Source organism: Allonocardiopsis opalescens (genome assembly GCF_003002095.1).
GTDB classification, from domain to species: Bacteria; Actinomycetota; Actinomycetes; order Streptosporangiales; family Streptosporangiaceae; genus Allonocardiopsis; species Allonocardiopsis opalescens.
Map to the genome: position 1 here is coordinate 1287214 of NZ_PVZC01000001.1, position 20265 is coordinate 1307478.

Below are 20265 nucleotides of genomic sequence, written 5' to 3' on the forward strand. Positions count from 1 at the left end.
GGCGGCCGGGCGACCGCCGCGCCACGGGTGCGGATGCGGGTGTCCGAGTGCTCTACGACCGGGTCAGCTCACCGTGATGTTGGAGTTGCCGCTGCTCTGGTAGCCCTCGGTCGCCATGATCATGTAGTAGCGGAAGCTGCCCAGCTGCATACCGGCGCGCGACCAGGCGTCGAAGTGGTTGCCGGAGGTGATGGTGCCGCCCACGCGCCGCTGCTGCCGGACGCTCCAGAACTGGGGGAAGGTCTGGGTGCCCTCGACGGAGGGGGCGTTGTAGCGCATCGTCCGGTAGATGTCGTAGGTGCCGCCGTCGCTGGTGACGGTGCCCCGGTGCTCTCCGGTGGGCCGGTAGTTGCCCCAGCTGTCGACGATGTAGTACTCGACGAGCGGGCCCGAGGTCCACCCGTACAGGCACAGGTAGCCGTTGCCGGAGGGGTTGAAGCTGCCGGAGTAGCGCACGGTCCTGCGGCTGCCGTTGCTCCAGCCCTTGCCGCAGACGAAGTTGCCGGTGTTGCGCCACGAGGTGCTGTACTGGCCGCCGCCGCCCATGGTCATGGAGACCGTGTTGTTGGCGTCGGTCCAGAACGAGTAGTAGTAGCCGTTGTGGGTGCCGGTGGAGTTCTGGGTGACCGTCTGGGCGTGCGCGGTGCCGGGCAGCATCACCGCGGACGTGGCCAGGGTCACGGCGCCGGCGGTGTAGCCGATGAGCCTTCTCCGGCTGATCGAGTTGGCGGGGGACTCGTCCATGTGCGTGATTCCTCCTGGTGAAGGCGGGCGGGAGGCCGGGCAGCGCGGAGTACGGCCCGGCGGAGCCGTCGGTGGCCGTGGGGGCGGCCACCGCGCGCCGGAACCGTGCTGCACGCGGCGGGGCCTGCCGGTCGCCGTGCGCGCGGCGACCGGAGGACCAGGTCATACCGGTGACCCGGATCGACAGCGCTTGGGGGTCTGTCGATGCCGATAGTGTTGGTCTGACTCCATGGCGTTGTCAACAGTTTTCCGGAAGAATTGCGGGAAGTCCGTCATGGTGGGAAAAAGTCTGAGACGGCGTCCTTCCTGGTCAACGGCGCTACCTGCTTGAACGGGTCGAAGCTCCGCCGTCGAAGCTCGCGATTCAAGATCGAATTTCGATGTGAATCCTTCGAAAGTTTTCGGAGATCTTCCGGAGCCTGCCGGACCCCTCCGGCCGCCGGGCGGCGGGGCCGCCCGGCGGGCGCGCGCCGGTGGCGTCGGACCCGCCGCGGGATCCGCGGCCGGGTTTGGGGCCGCGCGTCCCGCCGGGCGTTTCCCGATGTCCCCAACCGGTGTTTCCGGGCCGTTCGCAATTGCCATTCGGCCACGCTTCCACCGCTGCGCCGCCCGCACTTCCCGCCCGGTTCCTCCGGAAAGGGAACGGTGGTGAAAGCGAGATGTCGGATCTGCGGCAGTCTGCTCCCACCTGCTATTACGTCCTCGCCCGGCGGGACCGGGCCTGCGCTGGAAGTGCGTTCATAGTAGAGTCCTCGCTCCGAGGCGATGTGAATGAGGAATTGCGCGGCGGCTTCGCCGCAGCGCCGTTCCGGCCGGGGCGGCGGGCGCCGCGCCGCGGTCCGCCGCGCAGCCCCGGTCGCCGCCCGCGGCGGCCGGCCCGGCGGCCGGCGCCGTCGGGGCCGGGGCCGGCCGCGGCCGCGGCGTTGCCCGCGTCCGGCGGCACGAGTACCGTCGGGGCCGCGAATCGGACATGTCGCCAGGGGTGCGGCCGGCTTCCGCAAGTCGGCGCACCCAGGTCACCCCTGCCGGGGGCGCTGTCGGGCTTTGTGGCGGACCTCGTGTGCGGGGGCGGCCGGGGGGTCCGGTAGGGGTCACCCTTTGTGGGGTTCCTACAAAACAACAGATCCGGCATGCGTGATTTGGGACATTGGTGTACCTGCCGGTAATCGAGCAGGCTAGAGACCAGGCGCAGGCGACGCTCCGGCACTCGGACGTCGCCTTCTGTGCGGGGGCACTTGGGGAGGCTCAACCGGTGTTAAGTCGTGTCGCCATCGTCAACCGTGGTGAGGCCGCGATGCGGCTCATCCACGCCGTCCGCGACCTCTCGGCCGAAACAGGAGCGCGGATCGAGACGGTCGCCCTCTACACCGACGCCGACCGCGGGGCGACCTTCGTCCGGGAGGCCGACATCGCCTACCCGCTCGGCCCGGCCTCGGCCCGCCCCTACCTCGACCACGCCGTCCTGGCGCGGGCGCTGGTGGAGACCGGTGCCGACGCCGCCTGGGTCGGCTGGGGCTTCGTTGCCGAGGACCCGGCCTTCGCCGAGCTGTGCGAGAAGATCGGCGTCACCTTCATCGGGCCGAGCGCCGAGGCCATGCGCCAGCTCGGCGACAAGATCGGCGCGAAGCTGATCGCCGAGAAGGTCGGCGTCCCGGTCGCGCCGTGGAGCCGCGGCGAGGTCGCCACCCTGGACGAGGCGCTGCGCGCGGGCGAGGAGATCGGCTACCCGCTGATGCTCAAGGCCACCGCCGGCGGCGGCGGGCGCGGCATCCGGATGGTGGCCTCCGCCGACGAACTGGCCGAGGCCTACGAGCGCACCAGCCAGGAGGCGCTGCGCGCCTTCGGCTCCGGTGTGGTCTTCCTGGAGCGCCTGGTCACCGGCGCCCGGCACGTCGAGGTCCAGGTCATCGCCGACGGCCAGGGCACCGCCTGGGCGCTGGGGGTGCGCGACTGCTCGGTGCAGCGGCGCAACCAGAAGATCATCGAGGAGTCCGCCTCCCCGGTGCTCTCCGCTGAGCAGACCGCCGAGCTGAAGGCGTCGGCCGAGCGGCTGGCGCTGGCGGTGAACTACCGCGGCGCCGGCACCGTCGAGTTCCTGTACCACCCGGGCGAGAGGCTGTTCGCCTTCCTGGAGGTGAACACCCGCCTGCAGGTCGAGCACCCGATCACCGAGATCACCACCGGCACCGACCTGGTCAGGCTGCAGCTGCACGTCGCCGCCGGCGGCAGGCTCGACGGCCCGCAGCCGGCGGAGTCCGGCCACGCCGTGGAGGCGCGGCTCAACGCCGAGGACCCCGACCGCGACTTCGCCCCCGCGCCCGGCCGCATCGCCCGGCTGGCGCTGCCCGCCGGTCCCGGCGTGCGCGTCGACACCGGGGTCAGCGAGGGCGACACCATCCCGGCCGACTTCGACTCGATGATCGCGAAGATCATCGCCTACGGCCGCGACCGCGACGAGGCCCTGGCCCGGCTCCGCCGCGCCATGTCCGAGACCACGGTGATCATCGAGGGCGGCGCCACCAACAAGAGCTTCGTGCTCGACCTGCTCGACCAGCCCGAGGTGGTCGACGCCAGCGCCGACACCGGCTGGATCGACCGCGTGCGCGGGCAGGGCCGCCTGGTCGGCCGCCGGCACTCCGCCGTCGCGCTGGCCGCCGCCGCGATCGAGGCCTACCAGGACGAGGAGGAGCTCGGCCGCCGGCGGCTGCTGGCCACCGCCCACGGCGGGCGTCCGCAGGTGCGGCACGAGATCGGCCGCCCGCTGGACCTCAAGCTCCGCGGCGTCGGCTACCGGGTCGGCGTCGCCCGCGTCGGCCGCACCCGCTTCCGCGTCGGGATCTCCGCCGGCGGCGAGGTGCACCCGGCCGACGTCGAGGTGGAGCGCTTCGACGCGCACAGCGGCCAGATCGAGGTCAACGGCCGCCGCTTCCGGCTGGTGTCGGCCACCCACGGCCCGATCCACCTGGTGGAGGTCGACGGCGTCACCCACCGGATCAGCCGCGACGAGGGCGGCGTGGTCCGCTCGCCCGCGCCCGCGCTGGTGGTGGCGACGCCGCTGTCGGTCGGCGACGAGGTCGAGTCGGGCGCGCCGATCCTGGTGCTGGAGAGCATGAAGATGGAGACGGTGCTGCGCGCGCCGTTCCGCGCCCGGGTGCGCGAGTGCCCGGTGTCGGTCGGCAGCCAGGTCGGCACCGGCGCGCCGCTGATGCGCCTGGAGCCCCTCGGCGACGACCCGGCCGAGGCGGCGGGCGCCGGCGCGGGCGAGGCCGTCGAGATCGACCTGCCCGCCGAGCCGGACGTCTCAGCGGCCGAGCGGGCCGAGCGCGGCCTGCACGACCTGCGCGGCATGCTGCTCGGCTTCGACCTGGACCCGCAGGAGCGCAGGCGCGTGCTGTCGGGCTACGTGGCGGCCCGCACCGAACTGGGCGGCCGGCCGCTGCCCGGCGAGATCGAGCTGCTGACCGTCTTCGCCGACCTGCTGGAGCTGAGCCGCAACAAGCCCAGCGGCGAGATCGACGTCGAGCCGCACAGCCCGGTGCACAGCCCGCGCGAGTACTTCCACAGCTACCTGCAGAGCCTCGACGTCGAGCGCGCCGGGGTCACCGAGGGCTTCCAGGCCAAGCTGGAGCAGGTCCTCGGCCACTACGGCATCGACGGCCTGGACCGCACGCCGGAGCTGGAGGCGGCGGTCTTCCGCATCTTCCTGGCGCAGCAGCGGGTGTCGGCCGACGTCGCGGTCGTGTCGGAGCTGCTGCGGCAGTGGCTGGCCGGCCCGCCGCCGCTGGAGTCGCTGAGCGAGCAGGCCGGGCGGGCCCTGGAGCACGTGATCCAGGCCACCCAGGTGCGCTTCCCCGCGGTCTCCGACCTGGCCCGCGGCGTGGTCTTCCGCTGGTTCGCCCAGCCGCTGCTGCGCCGCAACCGCGCCAAGGTCTACGCCGCGGTCCGCGACGACCTGCGCTACCTGGACCGCGAGCCCGACGCCCCGGACCGCGCCGAGCGGATCCAGGCCATGGTGGCCAGCTCCGAGCCGCTGGTCCGGATGATCGGCCAGCGGATCGGCCGCCCCGGCCGCGACCAGGCGCCGCTGCTGGAGGTGCTGACCCGCCGCTACTACGGCAACCGCGCCCTGTCGGAGGTCAGCGCCGTCGACGCGGCCGGCTGCCGCTTCGTCGCCGCCCGGCACACCGGCCAGGACCGCGTCACGCGGGTGCTCGCCACCGCCGTCGACATCGCCGCCCTGCCCGACGCCCTCGGCGCGGTGGCCGCGCTCGCGGCCGCCGGCGCCGCCGACGCGGCCGAGGGCGAGGTGGTCGCGGACCTCTACCTCACCTGGGAGGGCCAGCCCGACGCCGACGCGATGGCGGTGCGGCTCGGCCGGCTCATCGCCGAGCACCGGCTGCCCGCGAACATCCGCCGGATCACCACCATGGTCGCCGGCACCAGCGGCGCGGTGATGCACCACCACTTCACCTTCCGCCCCGACGGCGAGGGCTTCGCCGAGGACCGGCTGATCCGCGGCCTGCACCCGCAGATCGCCCAGCGCCTCCAGCTGAAGCGGCTGCGCGAGTTCGACCTCACCCGGCTGCCGTCGGTGGACGAGGAGATCTACCTGTTCAAGGCGGTGGCGCGCAGCAATCCGGCCGACGAGCGGCTGATCGCGATGGCACAGGTCCGCGACCTCACGCCGCTGCGGGAGTCCGACGGCAGACTGGTCGCGCTGCCCGCGCTGGAGGACGCGGTCACCGCCTGCCTGGACGCCATCCGCAACATCCAGGCGCAGCGCCCGCAGAACCGGCGCTTCGACACCAACCGGATCATGATGTACGTCTGGCCGGCGACCGAGCTGACCGGCGAGGAGCTGAACGCGCTGGTCCAGCGCATCCTGCCGACCACGGCGGGCGCGGGCCTCGAGGAGGTCCAGTTCGTGGCCCGGCGGCGCACCGCCGCCGGCGAGCTGACCGAGGTCTCCGTCCGGATCACCCTCGACCCGGGCCACGGCGCGCGCCTGCACGTCGGCGCGCCGTCCACCGAGCCGGTGCGGCCGCTGGACGACTATCGCCAGAAGGTGCTGCGGGCGGCCCGCCGCGGCAATGTCTACCCGTACGAGCTGACCGGCCTGCTGGCCGGGCCGCGCGGCGAGTTCACCGAGTACGACCTCGACGAGCGCGGCGAGCTGGTCCCGGTCGACCGGCCCAGGGGCGGCAACTCCGCGGCGATCGTGGCGGGCGTGGTCAGCACGCCCACCCCGAGGCACCCCGAGGGCGTCACCCGGGTGGTGCTGCTCGGCGACCCCACCAAGGCGCTGGGCGCGCTGGCCGAGCCGGAGTGCACCCGGGTGATCGCCGCGCTCGACCTCGCCGAGCAGATGCGGGTGCCGGTGGAGTGGTTCGCGCTGTCGGCGGGCGCCAAGATCTCGATGAGCTCGGGCACCGAGAACATGGACTGGATCGCGGCGGCGCTGAAGCGGATCGTCACCTTCACCCAGGACGGCGGCGAGATCAACGTCGTGGTCGCCGGCATCAACGTCGGCGCCCAGCCGTACTGGAACGCCGAGGCGACGATGCTGATGCACACCAAGGGCGTGCTGGTGATGACGCCGGACTCCGCCATGGTGCTCACCGGCAAGCAGTCGCTGGACTTCTCCGGCGGCGTGTCGGCCGAGGACAACTACGGCATCGGCGGCTACGACCGCGTCATGGGCCCCAACGGCCAGGCGCAGTACTGGGCGCCGAGCCTGCCGGCCGCCCGCGACGTGCTGATGGCCCACTACGACCACACCTACGTGGCGCCCGGCGAGACGGCGCCCCGTGCGGCCGGCACCACCGACCCGGTCGACCGCGATGTCTCCGCCTTCCCGCACGCCATCGCGGGCAGCGACTTCACCACCGTCGGGCAGATCTTCTCGGCCGAGCACAACCCCGACCGCAAGAAGCCCTTCGACATCCGCACGGTGATGCGCGCCCTGTCCGACCAGGACCACCCGGTGCTGGAGCGCTGGGCGGGCATGGCCGACGCGGAGACCTCCGTGGTGCAGGACGTCCACCTCGGCGGCCGGCCGGTCTGCCTGGTCGGCATCGAGTCGCGCTCGGTGCCGCGGCGCGGCTTCCCGCCCACCGACGGCCCGGACGCCTACACCGCGGGCACCCTGTTCCCGAGGTCGTCCAAGAAGACCGCGCGGGCGATCAACGCGGCCTCGGGCAACCGGCCGCTGGTGGTGCTGGCGAACCTGTCCGGTTTCGACGGCTCGCCGGAGTCGATGCGCAAGCTCCAGCTGGAGTACGGCGCGGAGATCGGCCGGGCGATCGTCAACTTCGACGGGCCGATCGTGTTCTGCGTGATCTCCCGGTACCACGGCGGCGCCTTCGTGGTGTTCTCCAAGGCGCTCAACCCGAACATGACCGTGCTGGCGCTGGAGGGCTCCTTCGCCTCGGTGCTCGGCGGCGCCCCGGCGGCGGCCGTGGTCTTCTCCGGCGAGGTGAACAACCGCACCGCGACCGATCCCCGGGTCACCGGCCTCCAGGCCAGGGTCTCGGAGACCACCGGCGCCGAGCGGGCCGCGCTCAACGCCCGGCTGGCCGAGGTGCAGTCCTCGGTGCGGGCCGAGAAGCTGGGCGAGGTCGCCGCGGAGTTCGACCGGGTGCACAGCATCCAGCGCGCCGTGGAGGTCGGCTCGGTGGACGCGATCATCAGCGCCGCCGAGCTGCGGCCGCGCGTCATCGAGGCCGTCGAGCGCGGTCTGCGCCGCTGAGCCGCCCCGGCCCGGCCGCGCCACCGCGGCCGGGCCGGCGCCTCAGTCGCCGACGCTGCCCGACAGGGTGATGTCGCTGCCCGGCGAGCCGGCGCTGGAGGTCAGTGGTTCGCCGTCGAAGAAGGCTTCGGCCACCACATCGCCGGTGCTGCCGGACACCGTCAGCTCCCACTCCAGCGGCAGCAGGTCCTCGGTGACCGCGATGGTGTGCGTCCAGGGCAGTCCGGCCGTCTCCGCCAGGGTCTCCTCGCCGTTGAGGGTCAGGGCCAGCTCGGCCTCGCCCTCGCCGGAGACCTCCAGTTCGACCTCGCCCAGCGCCGAGGGCTCGGCCGACGCGGACGGCGGCGCCGAGGCCGGTCCTGAGGACGCGGCCCCGGCGGGAGCGTCGGAGGCGGGCGCGCCCGCGCAGCCGCTCAGCGCGGCGGCCAGCGCGCCGATGAGCGCGACGGGGCGCGCGTAGGAGGCGAGGGGCTGCCGGACGTGCGTCATCGGACCTCCAGGGCGGGAGCGCGGCCCGGTACCGGCCGCGGCGGCACGGCCACAGGCTACGGAGCGCGGGTGACGGCCCGGTTACGAGAACGGCATCCGCTCCCGCCGCCCGCCCGGGCCGGGGCGGGCCGGCGGGACGGCCGTGCTCTACTGGGGTCGTGCACGACGCCGACACGACCGCCGGACTCCTCCGCCGGTACCGGACGCACACCGCGGCGCTGCTGGCGGCCCTGGCCTGGTGGGGCTTTGGCAACCTCTACGAGGCCGTGGTGCTGCTGCCGCTGCTCGCCGGGCTCCCCCCTGGCTCGCTGGGCGGCACGGCGTCGCCCGGCGACCCGGTGTTCTACTTCGCCCCGGCCGCCGTCGCCGCTCCGGTGCTCGCCCTGGCACTGGCGCTGCGGCTGCGCCGCGACCGCGCCGACCGGGTGCTGCCCGGCTCGACCCGGGCCGCCGTGCTCGCCGCCGCCCTCGTCGCGGCCGGCATCGCGCTGACCGTGCCCATGGTCGGCCTGGTCGTCCCCGGGCTCAGGGACGCGGCCGCGAGCCGCGAGGAGCTGCTGGCCGCCGTCGTGCTCTGGGAGAGCGGCAACGCGGTCCGCCTGCTGCTGGTCGCGGGCGCCGCCTCGGCCGTGCTGCGCTGGCGGCTGCGGCTCACCGAGGCGGCCCTCGGGCCCGCGGCGCGCACCGCCGAGCGGCGCTGAGGCCGGGCGGCCGCCGCGGCCTCAGCCCAGGGCCGCTTCGAGCAGCCGGCGGTGCCGCTGGATCCAGGCGGCGGCCCTGATGCGCCAGGCCAGACCCCACAGCGCGGCGGTGTCGCCGCCGTCGGGCGTGATCGCCGCCTCCACCGCCTGGTCGGCCGCGTCCTGCACCGCGACCGTGATGATCGTGTCCACCAGTTCGGCGCGGTCGGCCGCCCCGAGTCGGTAGCCGTCGGCGATCAGCGCCAGCCGCGCCGCCCGGTCGTCCGGTGAGCCCAGGCCCACCCGGCCGGCCACGTCGTCGTCGTGCAGCTGCGCGTTCAGCCAGCACACCTGTGCCAGCTCCACCACCGGGTCCACCGGCCCGGCCGCCTCCCAGTCGATGAAGGCGACCGGCAGCCCCTCGCGCGCCACGATGTTCCACGGCCCCGCGTCGCAGTGGCCGATCACCGGCGGACGCCGGCCCAGCCGCCGCCCGTACCAGGGCCGCCACACCGCCCGGTCGGGCACCCGGAACGACGCGGTCGCGCGGTGCAGCTCGCCCAGCAGCTCACCGACGGCGAAGGCCCCGGCCTCACTCCACGGCCCGGGATGGACGAAGCCGCCCTCGATGAAGGTCAGCGCCTCCCGGCCCGTGGCCGGGTCGAAGCCGGTGCCGACGGCGCGGGGCGCGCCGCGGAAGCCGACCGCCTCCAGGTGGCGCAGCAGCTCCACCACGGTGGCCGACCAGGGCCCCGGCGCCCGCAGCACCGTGCCGCCGCGCCGGCTGACCGCCGTGCGGCCGCCGCCCGCCAGCGCGACCTCGGGACCGTCGTCGTGCTCGCCGTCCATCAGCCGCTCCGTCCCGATCCCGTGCCGTCAAGACTCAGCAAAGCCCACTTGCCCACCCGGCGCCACCGGGCGACACTGCGCTTGGACCGACGAACGGAGCGTGCCATGGGCGGCTTGTACGCGAGGGCGGCCGCCGGCCTGGTGTTCATGCTCGCGCTCATGGGCGCGCTGCTCTTCCCGCTCGCCGGCACGCTGGGCTACTGGCAGGCGTGGGCCCTGCTGGCGGTGTACGGGGTGGGCAGCCTCGCGATGACCGTCTACCTCGCCCGGCGCGACCCCGCCCTGCTGGAGCGGCGGACCGCGATCGGGCCGATGGGGGAGAAGCGGGCCGGCCAGCGGGCCCTCATGTACGTCGTCTCGCTGGCCTTCCTCGCGCTGCTGGCCGTCTCCGCCCTCGACCACCGCTTCGCGTGGTCGGCGGTCCCGCCCTACCTGAGCGTCGCGGCGGACGTCCTGGCCGCCGCGGGCCTGCTGATCATCTTTCGGGTGTTCCGGGAGAACGGCTTCTCCTCCACGTCCGTCGAGGTCGCCGACGGTCAGCGGGTCATCTCGTCGGGACCCTACGCGGTGGTGCGCCACCCGATGTACAGCGGCGCGCTGCTCTTCGTGCTCGCGATCCCGGTCGCGCTGGGCTCCTGGTGGGGGTTGCTCGCCTTCGTCCCCCTGGCCGCCACCCTCGTGTGGCGCACCCTGGACGAGGAGCAGCTGCTGCGGCGCGAGCTCGCCGGCTACACCGAGTACACCCGCGGCGTCAGGTACCGCCTGCTGCCGCGGGTGTGGTGACGGCGCCACGGCCTCGGCCGGAGCGTCGGCCGCGGCGGCGGCCGGCAGGGCGAGCACCGCGGCCATTGCGGCGGCGAGTGGAACGAGAGCGCGCCGACAGGCGCGCAGAGAGGGTGTCGTCATGTCGGCCGACCCTAGAGATCCCCTTCACCACCGGCGATAGGGCCGGCGGGCGGAAGTTTCGTACCCGCGCACGACCGTCCGGGCTAGGCCGGTCCCTACCCCGACTCGGCGGGACGGTGGGGAAGGCGCCCTCCCGTCCCTTGACGCGCTCCTACCGCCGATTCACGATGGGAGCGCTCCCAGACCGCTGGGACGGGATCCGCGCCGCAGCCGGAGCCGGGGGACCCGCGCGCCCCGAACCGCTCCGACCATGCCGCGCGCCGCGCCGTGAAGGGAAACGCGCCCATGCCCCTCGCCACCCGCCCGCCCCGCCCCCGCACCGCGGCCGTGCGCGCCCGCGCCACCGCGGCCGCCACCGCTCTGGCCTGCGCCGGAGCGCTGCTCGCCGCCCCGGCGCCGGCCGCCGCCGAGCCGGTCGTCGACATCGCGGTGAATGCCTCGCTCGGACTCGGCACCCTCGACGACGCGGCCTTCGGCGTCAACACCGCCATCTGGGACTCCCACATGAACGACCCCGAGGTCGTCGAGCTGATGGGCGAGGCCGGGATCGGGATGATGCGCTATCCCGGCGGCTCCTACGGGGACATCTACCGCTGGGAGGACCACACCGCCCCCGGCGGCTACGTCGCGCCGGGCACCGGCTTCGACGACTTCATCGGCACGGTGCGCGCCACCGGCGGCCAGGCGATGGTCATCGCGAACTACGGCACCGGCACTCCGGAGGAGGCGGCGGAATGGGTCCGCTACGCCAATGTCACCAATGACTACGGCGTGCGGTACTGGGAGATCGGCAACGAGATCTACGGCAACGGCCACTACGGCGCGCAGTGGGAGGCCGACGACCACCCGGACAAGAGCCCGCGGGAGTACGCGCGCAATGTGCTCGCCTACGCCGCCGCGATGAAGGCGGTGGACCCGACCATCCGGATCGGCGCCGTGCTGACCACCCCGGGGGACTGGCCGGACGGGATCGTCGGCCCCGGCGACGACGCCGACTGGAACCACACCGTGCTGTCCAGGGTCGCCGACACCATCGACTTCGTCATCGTGCACTCCTACCCGGGCGGGGCGACGGCCGACGAGGCGCTGGACCGGGTCGGTCGGCTGCCCGGGCAGCTGCGCGAGGTGCGCCGCCAGCTCGACCGGTACGCGGGGGAGCGTTCCGCGGAGATCGGCATCGCGCTGACCGAGGTGAACTCCAACGTGCAGCAGAACAGCCGGCCCAACGCGCTGTTCGCCGCGGAGGTCTACATGACGGCGCTGGAGAACGGCGTGTTCAACGTCGGCTGGTGGAACACCCACAACGGGCCCACCGAGATCAGCACGGTGGACGGCGACACCGACTTCAACGACTACGGCCTGCTGTCCAGCGGCGGCTGCATCGGGGAGGTCTGCCAGCCCGCCGTCAACACCCCCTTCCACCCCTACTACGGCATCAAGGCCCTGACCACGCTCGGCGGGCCCGGTGACACCATGGTGGCCGCCGCGTCCGGCAGCGAGGACGTCTCGGCGCACGCCGTGCACCAGGCCGACGGCGATCTCAGCGTGCTGCTGATCAACCAGGACCCGGAGCGCTCCGTCGCGGTGAACCTGGACTACGCCGGCTTCACGCCGACCGCCGAGGCGCCCGTCGTGCACCGCTACGCCCGGGGCGACACCGACGTGACGCGCGTCCCCGCCTCGTCCGGCCCGCTCACCCTCCCGCCCTACTCGATCACCACGGTGACCGTCCGGCCGCACTCCGGCGGCGCCGCCGTCGGCGCGCCCGGCACCCCGAGGGTGGCGGCCGCCGGCAGCACCACGGCGACACTGGAGTGGCCGCAGGCCGCCGGCGGGAGGCCGGTGCGCTACGAGGTGTACGAGCGCCTGGGCGCCAACGCCCAGCTGCTCGGCACCTCCACCTCCACTTCGCTGACCGTGCGCAATCTGCCGCCCGGCTCCGAGCACACCGTCAACGTCCTGGCCAGGGACGCCGACGGCCGGCTCTCCCGGCCGTCGGGCCCGCTGACCTTCACCACCACCTCGCCGCAGGACAGCACCTGCCTGGTCAGCTACCGGGTGGACACCGGCTGGGGCAGCGGCTTCGTCGCCTCGGTCACCGTCTCCAACCTCGGGGACGCCCCCATCAACGGGTGGAGCCTGGACTGGACCTGGCCGAACGCCGGCCAGTCCGTCCAGAGCGCCTGGAGCGCGCGGGTGAGCAGCGACGGAGCCCGCGTCCACGCCACCGACGACGGCAATGGCCACCTCGCGCCCAACGGCGGCTCCACCGCCACCTTCGGCTTCGTCGGCGCCAATGACGGCGCCAACCCCGCCCCGACCGTCTTCACCCTCAACGGCACGGTCTGCCGCACCGGCTGAGCGCTCGTCCGCCCCGCCGCTGCGGCCCGCACGCCGCCGGCCGGACCGGCGGGGACCGGCCCGCGCTGAGGGGTCGGGCGGTCAGTCCACCTCCGCCCACAGCTCGCAGTTGTGCCGCTGGTGGGCGTCCACCTGGCCGACCCCGGCGGGGGCGGTGTCCAGCGACTGGGAGGCGCCCGGGAAGGCCGGCCACCGCGGCCGGCCGTGGCCGTTGGGCTCGCCGGTGCGGGCGAAGCGGGTCCAGTACCCGGTCATGGTGTCGGCCAGCTCGCGCTGCTCCGGTGCGAGCCGGTCCGGCCGGCCGTCCAGTTCGAAGAGGTAGCCCAGCTCCGCGGCGTGCGAGGCGCCCATCGGGAAGTCGGGCGGGTACGGGAAGTCCGCCGGCAGGTAGGGCGGGGCGGTGCGGTCGTCGAAGGTGTAGGAGTAGGTCGGCACGTGCGCGGCGAGTGCGCCGGCGTCGCGCAGCTGCGGGCAGGCGAAGGAGCGGTCGGTGTCCAGCGCGGCCCAGGCCAGCCCGGGAGTGCCGTGGTCGGCGATGGGGTAGCGCGCCGCGACGGCGCCGGCCTGCGCGCCGAAGACCTCGTCCAGCTGCTCGGCGAAGCGCCGCTCGGTCAGCGGACCGACCAGGATTTCGGTGACCACGCCGGTCAGCCGCGCCTCGTCGCGGGTGTGGCCGGTGATGACGGGGACGCGGTTGAACGCGCCCGAGCGCAGCGCCTCGGCCGGGTCCACCGGCAGCAGTTCCGTGCCGTAGGCGGGCGCGGCCGGGCCCTCGGCCTGGGCGTCGACCAGGGTCTGGGCGGGCAGCTCCCGCAGGCAGGCGAGGCTTTCGGCGTCGGTGGGCCGCTCGCAGCCCACGGCGGCGGCGAGCTGCGCGCCGGCCTCCCGCGAATCCTCGGCGGTGATCAGCAGCCGCTGTGGCTCGGGCAGCACGATGAGCCCCTGCGCCCCGGCCACCATGCTCACCGACAGGGTGGAGCAGCTGCCGCTCTGCAGGACGGCCCGGTGGAACAGCCCCGCGGCCCCGGGGGAGGCGAGCTGCGCGCAGACGCCGACGCCGCCGGCCGACTCGCCGAACAGGGTGACCCGGCCGGGGTCGCCGCCGAAGGCGGCGGCGTTGTCGCGCACCCAGCGCAGCGCCTGCTGCTGGTCGGCCAGGCCGAAGGTGCCCGAGCCCGCCAGCTCCGGCAGGCTGAGCAGGCCGAGCGCGCCCAGCCGGTAGTTCACCGTCACCACCACGACGCCGTGCCGCTCGGCCATGCGGCGGGCGCCGAACTCGGCGGCCCGGCCGCTGGTGAAGCTGCCGCCGTGCACCCACACCAGTACCGGCCTGGGGCCGCTCCCGGCCGACCGGGACGGAGTGGTCACGTTCAGGTGCAGGCAGTCCTCGCCGCTGGGGACCGACTCGGGCAGCTGGGCCTGGGGGCAGGCCGGCCCTGGGGCGGTCGCGTCGCGGGTGCCCGGCCAGGCCGCCGCCGGTTCCGGCGCGCTCCAGCGCAGCTCGCCGACGGGCGGCGCGGCGTAAGGGAGGGCGTAGAAGGTCCGGGTGCCGTCCTCGTGCACTGTGCCGCGCACCCGTCCGTCGCGGGTCGCCACCACGGTGCCGGGTTCCTGCCCGGGCAGAGCGGTCGCCGGTGCCACCACCGCACCGGCCAGCAGGGTCACGGACGCGGCCGCCACCGCCGCGGCCAGCGCCGGCCGGCGCCGCCGGCGGCTTCGATGCGTTCCCATGGTCCAGGTCCTTCCTCGTCGCCGGGAGCACGGACGTGCCCCCGCCGTCGAGGCTGCTACGGCGGTGCCGCCGGGAGAAGCCGACGGAAGTCGGCGCGCGTGCTCCGTTCGTCGGTCTGCTGCGATGGCGCGCCGTGGGTTCGCCGGGAGTCCCCGCAGCGAACGGCGCACGCGGCCGTGTCGCGGGCGGCGGGTGCGGAGCGGTGGCCGACCGGCCGGGGGCGGGCGCACGCGCGCCCGCCCCTACCGCGACGGGCCGGTGCCGCGCAGCATGCCGAGGATGTCGGCCAGCACGTGATCGTCGCCGACGTTGCCCGGGACGACCACCTGGTGCTGCGGTGTGCGCCCCGCGGCGCCGCGCAGGCGCCAGAGCGGGACTCCGGTCGCGACCTGGCCCTCCACCCGGGCGGCGGTGGCGCCCAGGGCGCGGGTGGCGATGTCGGCGCCGGTGATGCCGCCCTTGGTCACCACCGCGTCCGCACCGGACGCGGCAGCGCGGACCACCTGGACCAGCGCGTCCATGATCACCGCGCCGTGGGCGAGGCCGCCGTGCTCGGCGCTGCGGTGCCGCGGGGTGGCGGCCACGGCCAGGCCGGTGGCGGCCAGGTCCGCGCGCAGCCGGGCGGCGAGCGCGTCGAGTTCGGCCGCCGCGCCGCCGGCCAGCAGCCGCTCGGCGTCCGGCAGCAGCCGGGTGGGGCCGGGCAGCCGCTCCAGCTGGCGGCCGGCGCCCTCGGTGTGGGAGCCGCAGGCGACCAGGACCGCGCGGGCGGGCGGCGGGGTGACCGCCTTGGCCGAGGTGCCGGCCAGCGCGGCGGCGAGCGGCGCCGCGCAGCGGACCACCACCGGCCGCCCCTGGCCGCGCGCCGCCTCGATGCCGGCCGCGATCACGGCGATGTCCTCGTCGGTGGCGGCGTCGGGCAGCACGACCGCGCCGCGCGGCGCACCGCGCAGTGCCGCCGCGACCGCCGCCGGGCCGGAGCGCAGCTCCGCGCGGCCCAGCGGGATCGCGGGCCCCGCCAGCCCGACCTCGCCGGCCCACTCGGTGAGCCGGCTGCGGGTGTAGCCGAAGACCGGGTCGCGGGCGTACTCGGTTTCGGCGGCGGGCAGCTCCCCGGCGGCCGTGCGGACGTAGTGCACGCCCTCGCGGGTCACCCGGCCGCCCGCCGGATAGGCGGGCACGACGATGCCGACCCCGTCGGCGAGCCCGAGCAGCTCCATCTCCAGGGCGACGTGGCCGCGCAGGGTGGAGTCGCCGCGCAGCACGAGCAGCGTGCCGGGGCCGAGGGCGTCGCGGACGGCCCGGGTCAGGCCGCGCAGCAGCTCGGCGGTCTCGGCGGGCGACTTCGCCCGGGTGTTGGTCAGGACGTAGACGGCGCGCTCGCCGCCGGCGGCGAAGCCGGCCAGCCCGGCTCTAAGTTCGGCGAGCAGTATGTCGACGCCGTGCGCGGACTGGGTGCCGGTGGGGTCGTCGTCGAGGACGACCACCCGGCCGGAGGCGGGGGCGCGGCTCACAGCGGCCGCTCCACCAGCTCGACGGCGCAGCCGGCCGGCCGCCGGCCGAGGAAGGCGCAGCGCTGGCCGTAGCCGCCCGTGAACACCCGGCCGGGGTCCTCTGCCAGCTCCGCGAGGGCCCGGTCCATGTCGGGCACGGCGAAGCAGACGTGGTGCAGGCCCTCGCCCCGGGCGGCGAGGTGGTCGGCGACCGGGCCCGCGCGCAGCGGCTGGACGACCTGCATCGCCGCGGCCCGCCCGCCGGGCTCCCCGCCGTCGGGGTAGAGCCAGACCAGCCGCACGCCCGCGTCCTCGACCACCTCGTCGTGCTCGCGGCGCAGCCCGAGGGTGCGCTCGAACCACTCGGCGGTCCGCGCCGCGTCGTGCGCGGCCACCGCCACGTGGTCGATCAGCGAGACCCGGGTGGCCGGTCGCGGGGCCGGGGGGCTCGCGGCCATCAGGCGGTCTCGGCCAGTTCGGCCACGATCGCGTCGCCCATCGCCGAGCAGCTCGCCGAGCCGCCCAGGTCGGGGGTGACCGCCTCGCCCTTGGCGAGCACCCGCAGGGTGGCGGCGTCGATCCGGGCGGCGGCCTCGGCGGCGGCCCGGTCGTCGTGCCGGCGGGCGAGCCAGTCCAGCATCATCGCGGTGGAGAGCACCATCGCGGCCGGATTCGCCAGGTCGCGGCCTGCGATGTCGGGGGCGGAGCCGTGCGCGGGCTGGAACATGCCGTGCTCGTAGCCGACGTCGGCCGAGGCGGCCAGGCCGAGACCGCCGACGGTGGCCGCGGCCAGGTCGGAGATGATGTCGCCGAACATGTTCTCGGCGACCACGACGTCGAAGTGGTCGGGCCGCTGCACCTGGAAGGCGGTCATGGCGTCGACGTAGACGTGCTCGCGCTCGACGCCGCGGCGCTCGTCGGCGACCTCGTCGAAGACGGAGCGGAAGAAGGCGTAGGAGCTGAGGACGTTGGCCTTGTCCACGCAGGTCACCATCCTGCGCCCGTCCAGGGGGCGGCCGTTGCGCCGCTCGGCGAGGTCGAAGGCCATCTCGGCCACCTTGCGGGTGCCCTTGGCGGTGATGACGATCGTGTCGGTCGCCACCTCGCCGCGCACATTGGTGCCGCCGGTGCGCGAGGCGTACAGGCCCTCGACGTTCTCGCGCACCACCACGTAGTCGACCGGCGCCGAGCCGGCCAGGGCGGTGGGCACCCCGGGCAGGCTGCGCACCGGGCGGATCCCGGCGAACAGGTCGAGGGCGAAGCGCAGCCGGAAGATGACGTCGCCGTTGACCTCGCGGCCGTCGGGGTGGCGGGCGTCGGGCAGCCCGATCGCGCCCATCAGGATGGCGTCGGCCGCCTCGCACGCCTGGAAGGTCTCGTCGGTCATCGCGGTCCCGGTCCGCCGCCACCGCTCGGCCCCGGCGTCGTGGGATTCGACCGACACGCTCAGCGCGGGCAGGTCGGCGGCGGCGCGGTCGAGCACGCGCAGCGCGACGTCGGTGATCTCCGGACCGATCCCGTCCCCGGGCAGGGCCGCAATGCTGTAGCTCCCCACAGAGTCCCCTTTTGGTATTACCACTTTTGGTCTGCGGTATGTCTACCCGGTGTGCACGGCTGAACGCAAGCCCGGGTCGGCCGGCGGGCGTTCGCGGTGACGCTCCAGGCGCGATCGGTGAATATCCAGTTTGAACCCTATCCGTCGACGTCCGACGGCCGGGGTGAACCGGGCGCCGATCGCCGCCGGTGCGTGTCCCAGGCCACGTCTATGATCTTGACAACACAAAGCGGTAATACCAATACTGTGGCGGCCATCAGTGCCGAAAGGACGAGACACGTGAGCGACCCCCAAGACCGCCCGGCCGCGACCGGGACCGACGACCAGGCCGGGCTGGAGCAGTTCCAGGCCTACCGCGGTATCGACGAGTCGGCCATGACCGCGGCCGAGGCGCGGTTCGAACGCCGCCGCCAACTCACCGGCCTGGTCGCGGGGCCGCTGGCGGCGGTGCTGCTGCTGGTGCTGCCGCTGGACCTGCCGTGGAACCAGCAGGCCCTGGCCGCGGTGTTCGTCTTCACGGTGGTCTTCTGGCTGACCGAGGCGATCCCGATCCCCGCCACCTCCCTGCTCAGCGTCGCGCTGATGGTGGTGCTGGGCGTGGGCGGCGCCGACGAGGTGCTCAGCTCGTTCGGCGACACGATCGTGCTGCTCTACCTGGGGGCGTTCTTCCTCTCCCAGGCGCTGCTCAAGCACGGTCTGGCCGAACGCGCCGCCTACATGGTCCTGGCCGCGCGCTGGGTGGGCAGCTCCGTCCCCCGCGTCGTCATCGCGGTCGGCGTCGTCACCTGCCTGTTCTCGGCCTTCGTCAGCAACACCGTGACCGTCGCGATGCTGCTGCCGACGGTGCTCGGCATCATCGTGGCGATCAGCCGCCAGGTGGGCGGCGACCCGACCCGGCTGCGGATCGCCACCGCCATCCTGCTGATGCTCGCCTTCAGCGCCAGCATCGGCGGGGCGCTCACGCCCGTCGGCGCCCCGCACCAGCTGATCGGCCGCGACCTGCTGGAGCAGGCCGCCGGCGCGCAGGTCAGCTTCTTCTCCTGGTCGGCGATCGCGTTCACCTTCGCCGTCCCGCTCTTCGCCGCCCTGCTGCTCCTGCTGATCAGGCTGAACCGGCCCGAGGCCGCCCACATCGACGGGCTCGCCGCCACCATGGCCGCCAAGCGCGACTCGCGCGGCCGGCTGTCGCGCGGCGAGTGGAACACGCTGATCGTGTTCGCGCTGGTCGTCATCGGCTGGCTGCTCCCGGGCCTGTCCGCGCTGGTGTTCGGCCCCGAGTCGGGCGTCTACCAGGCGCTCGCCGACAACCTGGACGAGGGCATCGTCGCCATCCTCGGCGCCTCGCTGCTCTTCCTGCTGCCGGCGGAGCGGCGCACCCGCACCTTCACCATCGAGTGGCGCGACGCGGTGAAGACGGACTGGGGCACCCTGCTCTTCATCATCTGCGGCGCCGCGCTGGGCGCCCAGCTGACCGCGACCGGGCTCGCCGAGCGCGTCGGCGGCGCCCTCGGGGAGACCTTCGGCAGCACCAGCATCGTGCTGCTGACCTTCTTCGCGGTGGTGCTGGCGATCCTGATCTCCGAGGTCGGCAGCAACCTGGCCTCGGTCGGGATCGTGGTGCCGATCGTCATCGCGATCGCGATCGCCGCGGGCGTGAACCCGCTGCTGCCCGGCCTGGCGGCGACCTTCGGCTCGTCCTTCGGCTTCATGATGCCGATCTCCACTCCGCAGAACGCGCTCGTCTACGCCACCGGCGCGGTGCCGATCACCAAGATGGTGCGCAGCGGCATCGTGTTCGACCTGCTCGCGGCGGTCCTCGTCACCGCCGGCGTGCTGGGGACGGGCACCCTGCTCGGCCTGGTGTGAGGACTCCGCCCGCCCGCTCCCCGCGCAGCGCGGGGAGCGGGCGCAGGCGCGGCGGGCGGCTAGAATCTGCTGCTGGTGAGGATGCCCGGAGGAGGCAGCGCTGTCAGCACCATCGAATGGCGGACGCCCAGGCGCCGAGTCCCGTCGCTCCGACGACGTGGTGCGGAACCTGCTGCGGCGGATCCAGGACGGCACCCTCAAGACCGGTGACCGCCTCCCGAACGAACGCGACCTCGCCGTCGAGTTCGGCGTCTCCCGGCCCATGGTCCGCGAGGCCATCAGCCACCTGGCCGGCCGCGGCGTGGTCTCGCCGCGCGGCGGCAGCGGCTCCACCGTCACCGCCGTGGCGCCCGAGCGCGCGCAGGAGGCGCTCTACCTCTACCTCCGCGACAACCGGCTGGACTACCGCTCCATCCACGAGGTGCGCGAGCTGATCGAGACCCACGCCGCCGGCGTCGCCGCCTCGCGCGCCACCGCCGCCGACATCGACGCACTGCGGCAGTCCATGAGCACCCTTCGCGACTCCGCTGATCGTCTGACGGCGGCGGCCGAGGCCGACGCCGCCTTCCACACCGTCATCACCCGCGTCACCGGCAACCGGGTGATCGAGCTGATCTTCTCCTCGCTGCACACCAGCCTGGTCGACGTCCGCAGGCACAACCTCGCCCTGCCGTCGGCCTACAAGGAGGCGGTCCGCTCCCATCAGGCGATCCTCGACGCGATCACCGAGGGCGACGAGACCGGCGCCCGGGTCGCCATGAGCGCGCACCTCGGCGCGGTCTTCCGCTACTGGCAGGAGACCGGCGAGGCGCCGACCCGCTAGCGCCCGCCCGCGGCGGCCCGGT

At 74.4% G+C, this 20265-nt stretch carries 13 protein-coding genes; 6 read left to right on the top strand and 7 right to left on the bottom strand.

Translation table 11 applies throughout. The features are described 5' to 3' along the window. Positions 1-63: 63 nt before the first annotated feature. Positions 64-744, bottom strand: coding sequence for a glycoside hydrolase family 11 protein (locus tag CLV72_RS05315; RefSeq protein WP_106240122.1), 681 nt, complete (start codon positions 742-744; stop codon positions 64-66). Positions 745-1996: 1252 nt separating this feature from the next. Here CLV72_RS05315 and CLV72_RS05320 point away from each other — a divergent pair. Continuing rightward, entirely contained in the window at positions 1997-7492 is a 5496-nt protein-coding gene (locus CLV72_RS05320) for an ATP-binding protein (RefSeq protein ID WP_106240125.1), read from the top strand. 42 nt (positions 7493-7534) lie between these two features. Here the strand turns inward: CLV72_RS05320 and CLV72_RS05325 are convergent, their stop codons facing one another. Continuing rightward, entirely contained in the window at positions 7535-7981 is a 447-nt protein-coding gene (locus tag CLV72_RS05325) for a hypothetical protein (protein WP_106240129.1), read from the bottom strand. Positions 7982-8139: 158 nt separating this feature from the next. Here CLV72_RS05325 and CLV72_RS05330 point away from each other — a divergent pair, with 158 nt between their 5' ends. After that, the gene (locus CLV72_RS05330) at positions 8140-8682 is read left to right on the top strand and encodes a hypothetical protein (RefSeq protein ID WP_106240132.1); all 543 of its coding nucleotides are present in this window, start codon (positions 8140-8142) and stop codon (positions 8680-8682) included. Positions 8683-8703: 21 nt separating this feature from the next. Here CLV72_RS05330 and CLV72_RS05335 read toward each other — a convergent pair whose 3' ends face one another. Next, complete coding sequence (locus CLV72_RS05335; RefSeq protein WP_106240135.1) at positions 8704-9510, bottom strand: phosphotransferase; 807 nt, start codon at positions 9508-9510, stop codon at positions 8704-8706. Between the two features lie 105 nt (positions 9511-9615). On the opposite strand from CLV72_RS05335, the gene CLV72_RS05340 reads away from it, so the two are divergent. Both CLV72_RS05340 and CLV72_RS05345 read left to right on the top strand, forming a co-directional pair. Beyond that, positions 9616-10293 (top strand): methyltransferase family protein, encoded by a 678-nt coding sequence (locus CLV72_RS05340; RefSeq protein WP_106240139.1) that lies wholly within the window; start codon positions 9616-9618, stop codon positions 10291-10293. 408 nt (positions 10294-10701) lie between these two features. Then, positions 10702-12777, top strand: coding sequence for a cellulose binding domain-containing protein (locus CLV72_RS05345; RefSeq protein ID WP_106240142.1), 2076 nt, complete (start codon positions 10702-10704; stop codon positions 12775-12777). Positions 12778-12858: 81 nt separating this feature from the next. Here CLV72_RS05345 and CLV72_RS05350 read toward each other — a convergent pair whose 3' ends face one another. The 4 genes from CLV72_RS05350 to CLV72_RS05365 all read right to left on the bottom strand — a co-directional run bounded on the left by CLV72_RS05350 (position 12859) and on the right by CLV72_RS05365 (position 17554). Next, a complete protein-coding gene (locus CLV72_RS05350) occupies positions 12859-14508 on the bottom strand; it encodes a carboxylesterase/lipase family protein (protein WP_106240146.1) in 1650 nt (549 codons plus the stop codon). A gap of 243 nt (positions 14509-14751) precedes the next feature. Then, entirely contained in the window at positions 14752-16020 is a 1269-nt protein-coding gene (locus CLV72_RS05355; RefSeq protein ID WP_211302704.1) for a four-carbon acid sugar kinase family protein, read from the bottom strand. Then, on the bottom strand, positions 16017-16457 hold the full coding sequence (locus CLV72_RS05360) for a VOC family protein (RefSeq protein ID WP_106240149.1): 441 nt from the start codon (positions 16455-16457) through the stop codon (positions 16017-16019). The genes CLV72_RS05355 and CLV72_RS05360 overlap by 4 nt, the downstream gene beginning before the upstream one ends. Then, a complete protein-coding gene (locus CLV72_RS05365) occupies positions 16457-17554 on the bottom strand; it encodes an isocitrate/isopropylmalate dehydrogenase family protein (RefSeq protein ID WP_106240154.1) in 1098 nt (365 codons plus the stop codon). The genes CLV72_RS05360 and CLV72_RS05365 overlap by 1 nt, the downstream gene beginning before the upstream one ends. 279 nt (positions 17555-17833) lie before the next feature. On the opposite strand from CLV72_RS05365, the gene CLV72_RS05370 reads away from it, so the two are divergent. Together CLV72_RS05370 and CLV72_RS05375 are read left to right on the top strand one after the other, a co-directional pair. Continuing rightward, on the top strand, positions 17834-19420 hold the full coding sequence (locus CLV72_RS05370) for an SLC13 family permease (protein ID WP_211302705.1): 1587 nt from the start codon (positions 17834-17836) through the stop codon (positions 19418-19420). 160 nt (positions 19421-19580) lie between these two features. Continuing rightward, positions 19581-20243: a FadR/GntR family transcriptional regulator gene (locus CLV72_RS05375; protein WP_146159341.1), complete on the top strand. Its 663-nt coding sequence runs from the start codon at positions 19581-19583 to the stop codon at positions 20241-20243. Positions 20244-20265 lie beyond the last annotated feature (22 nt).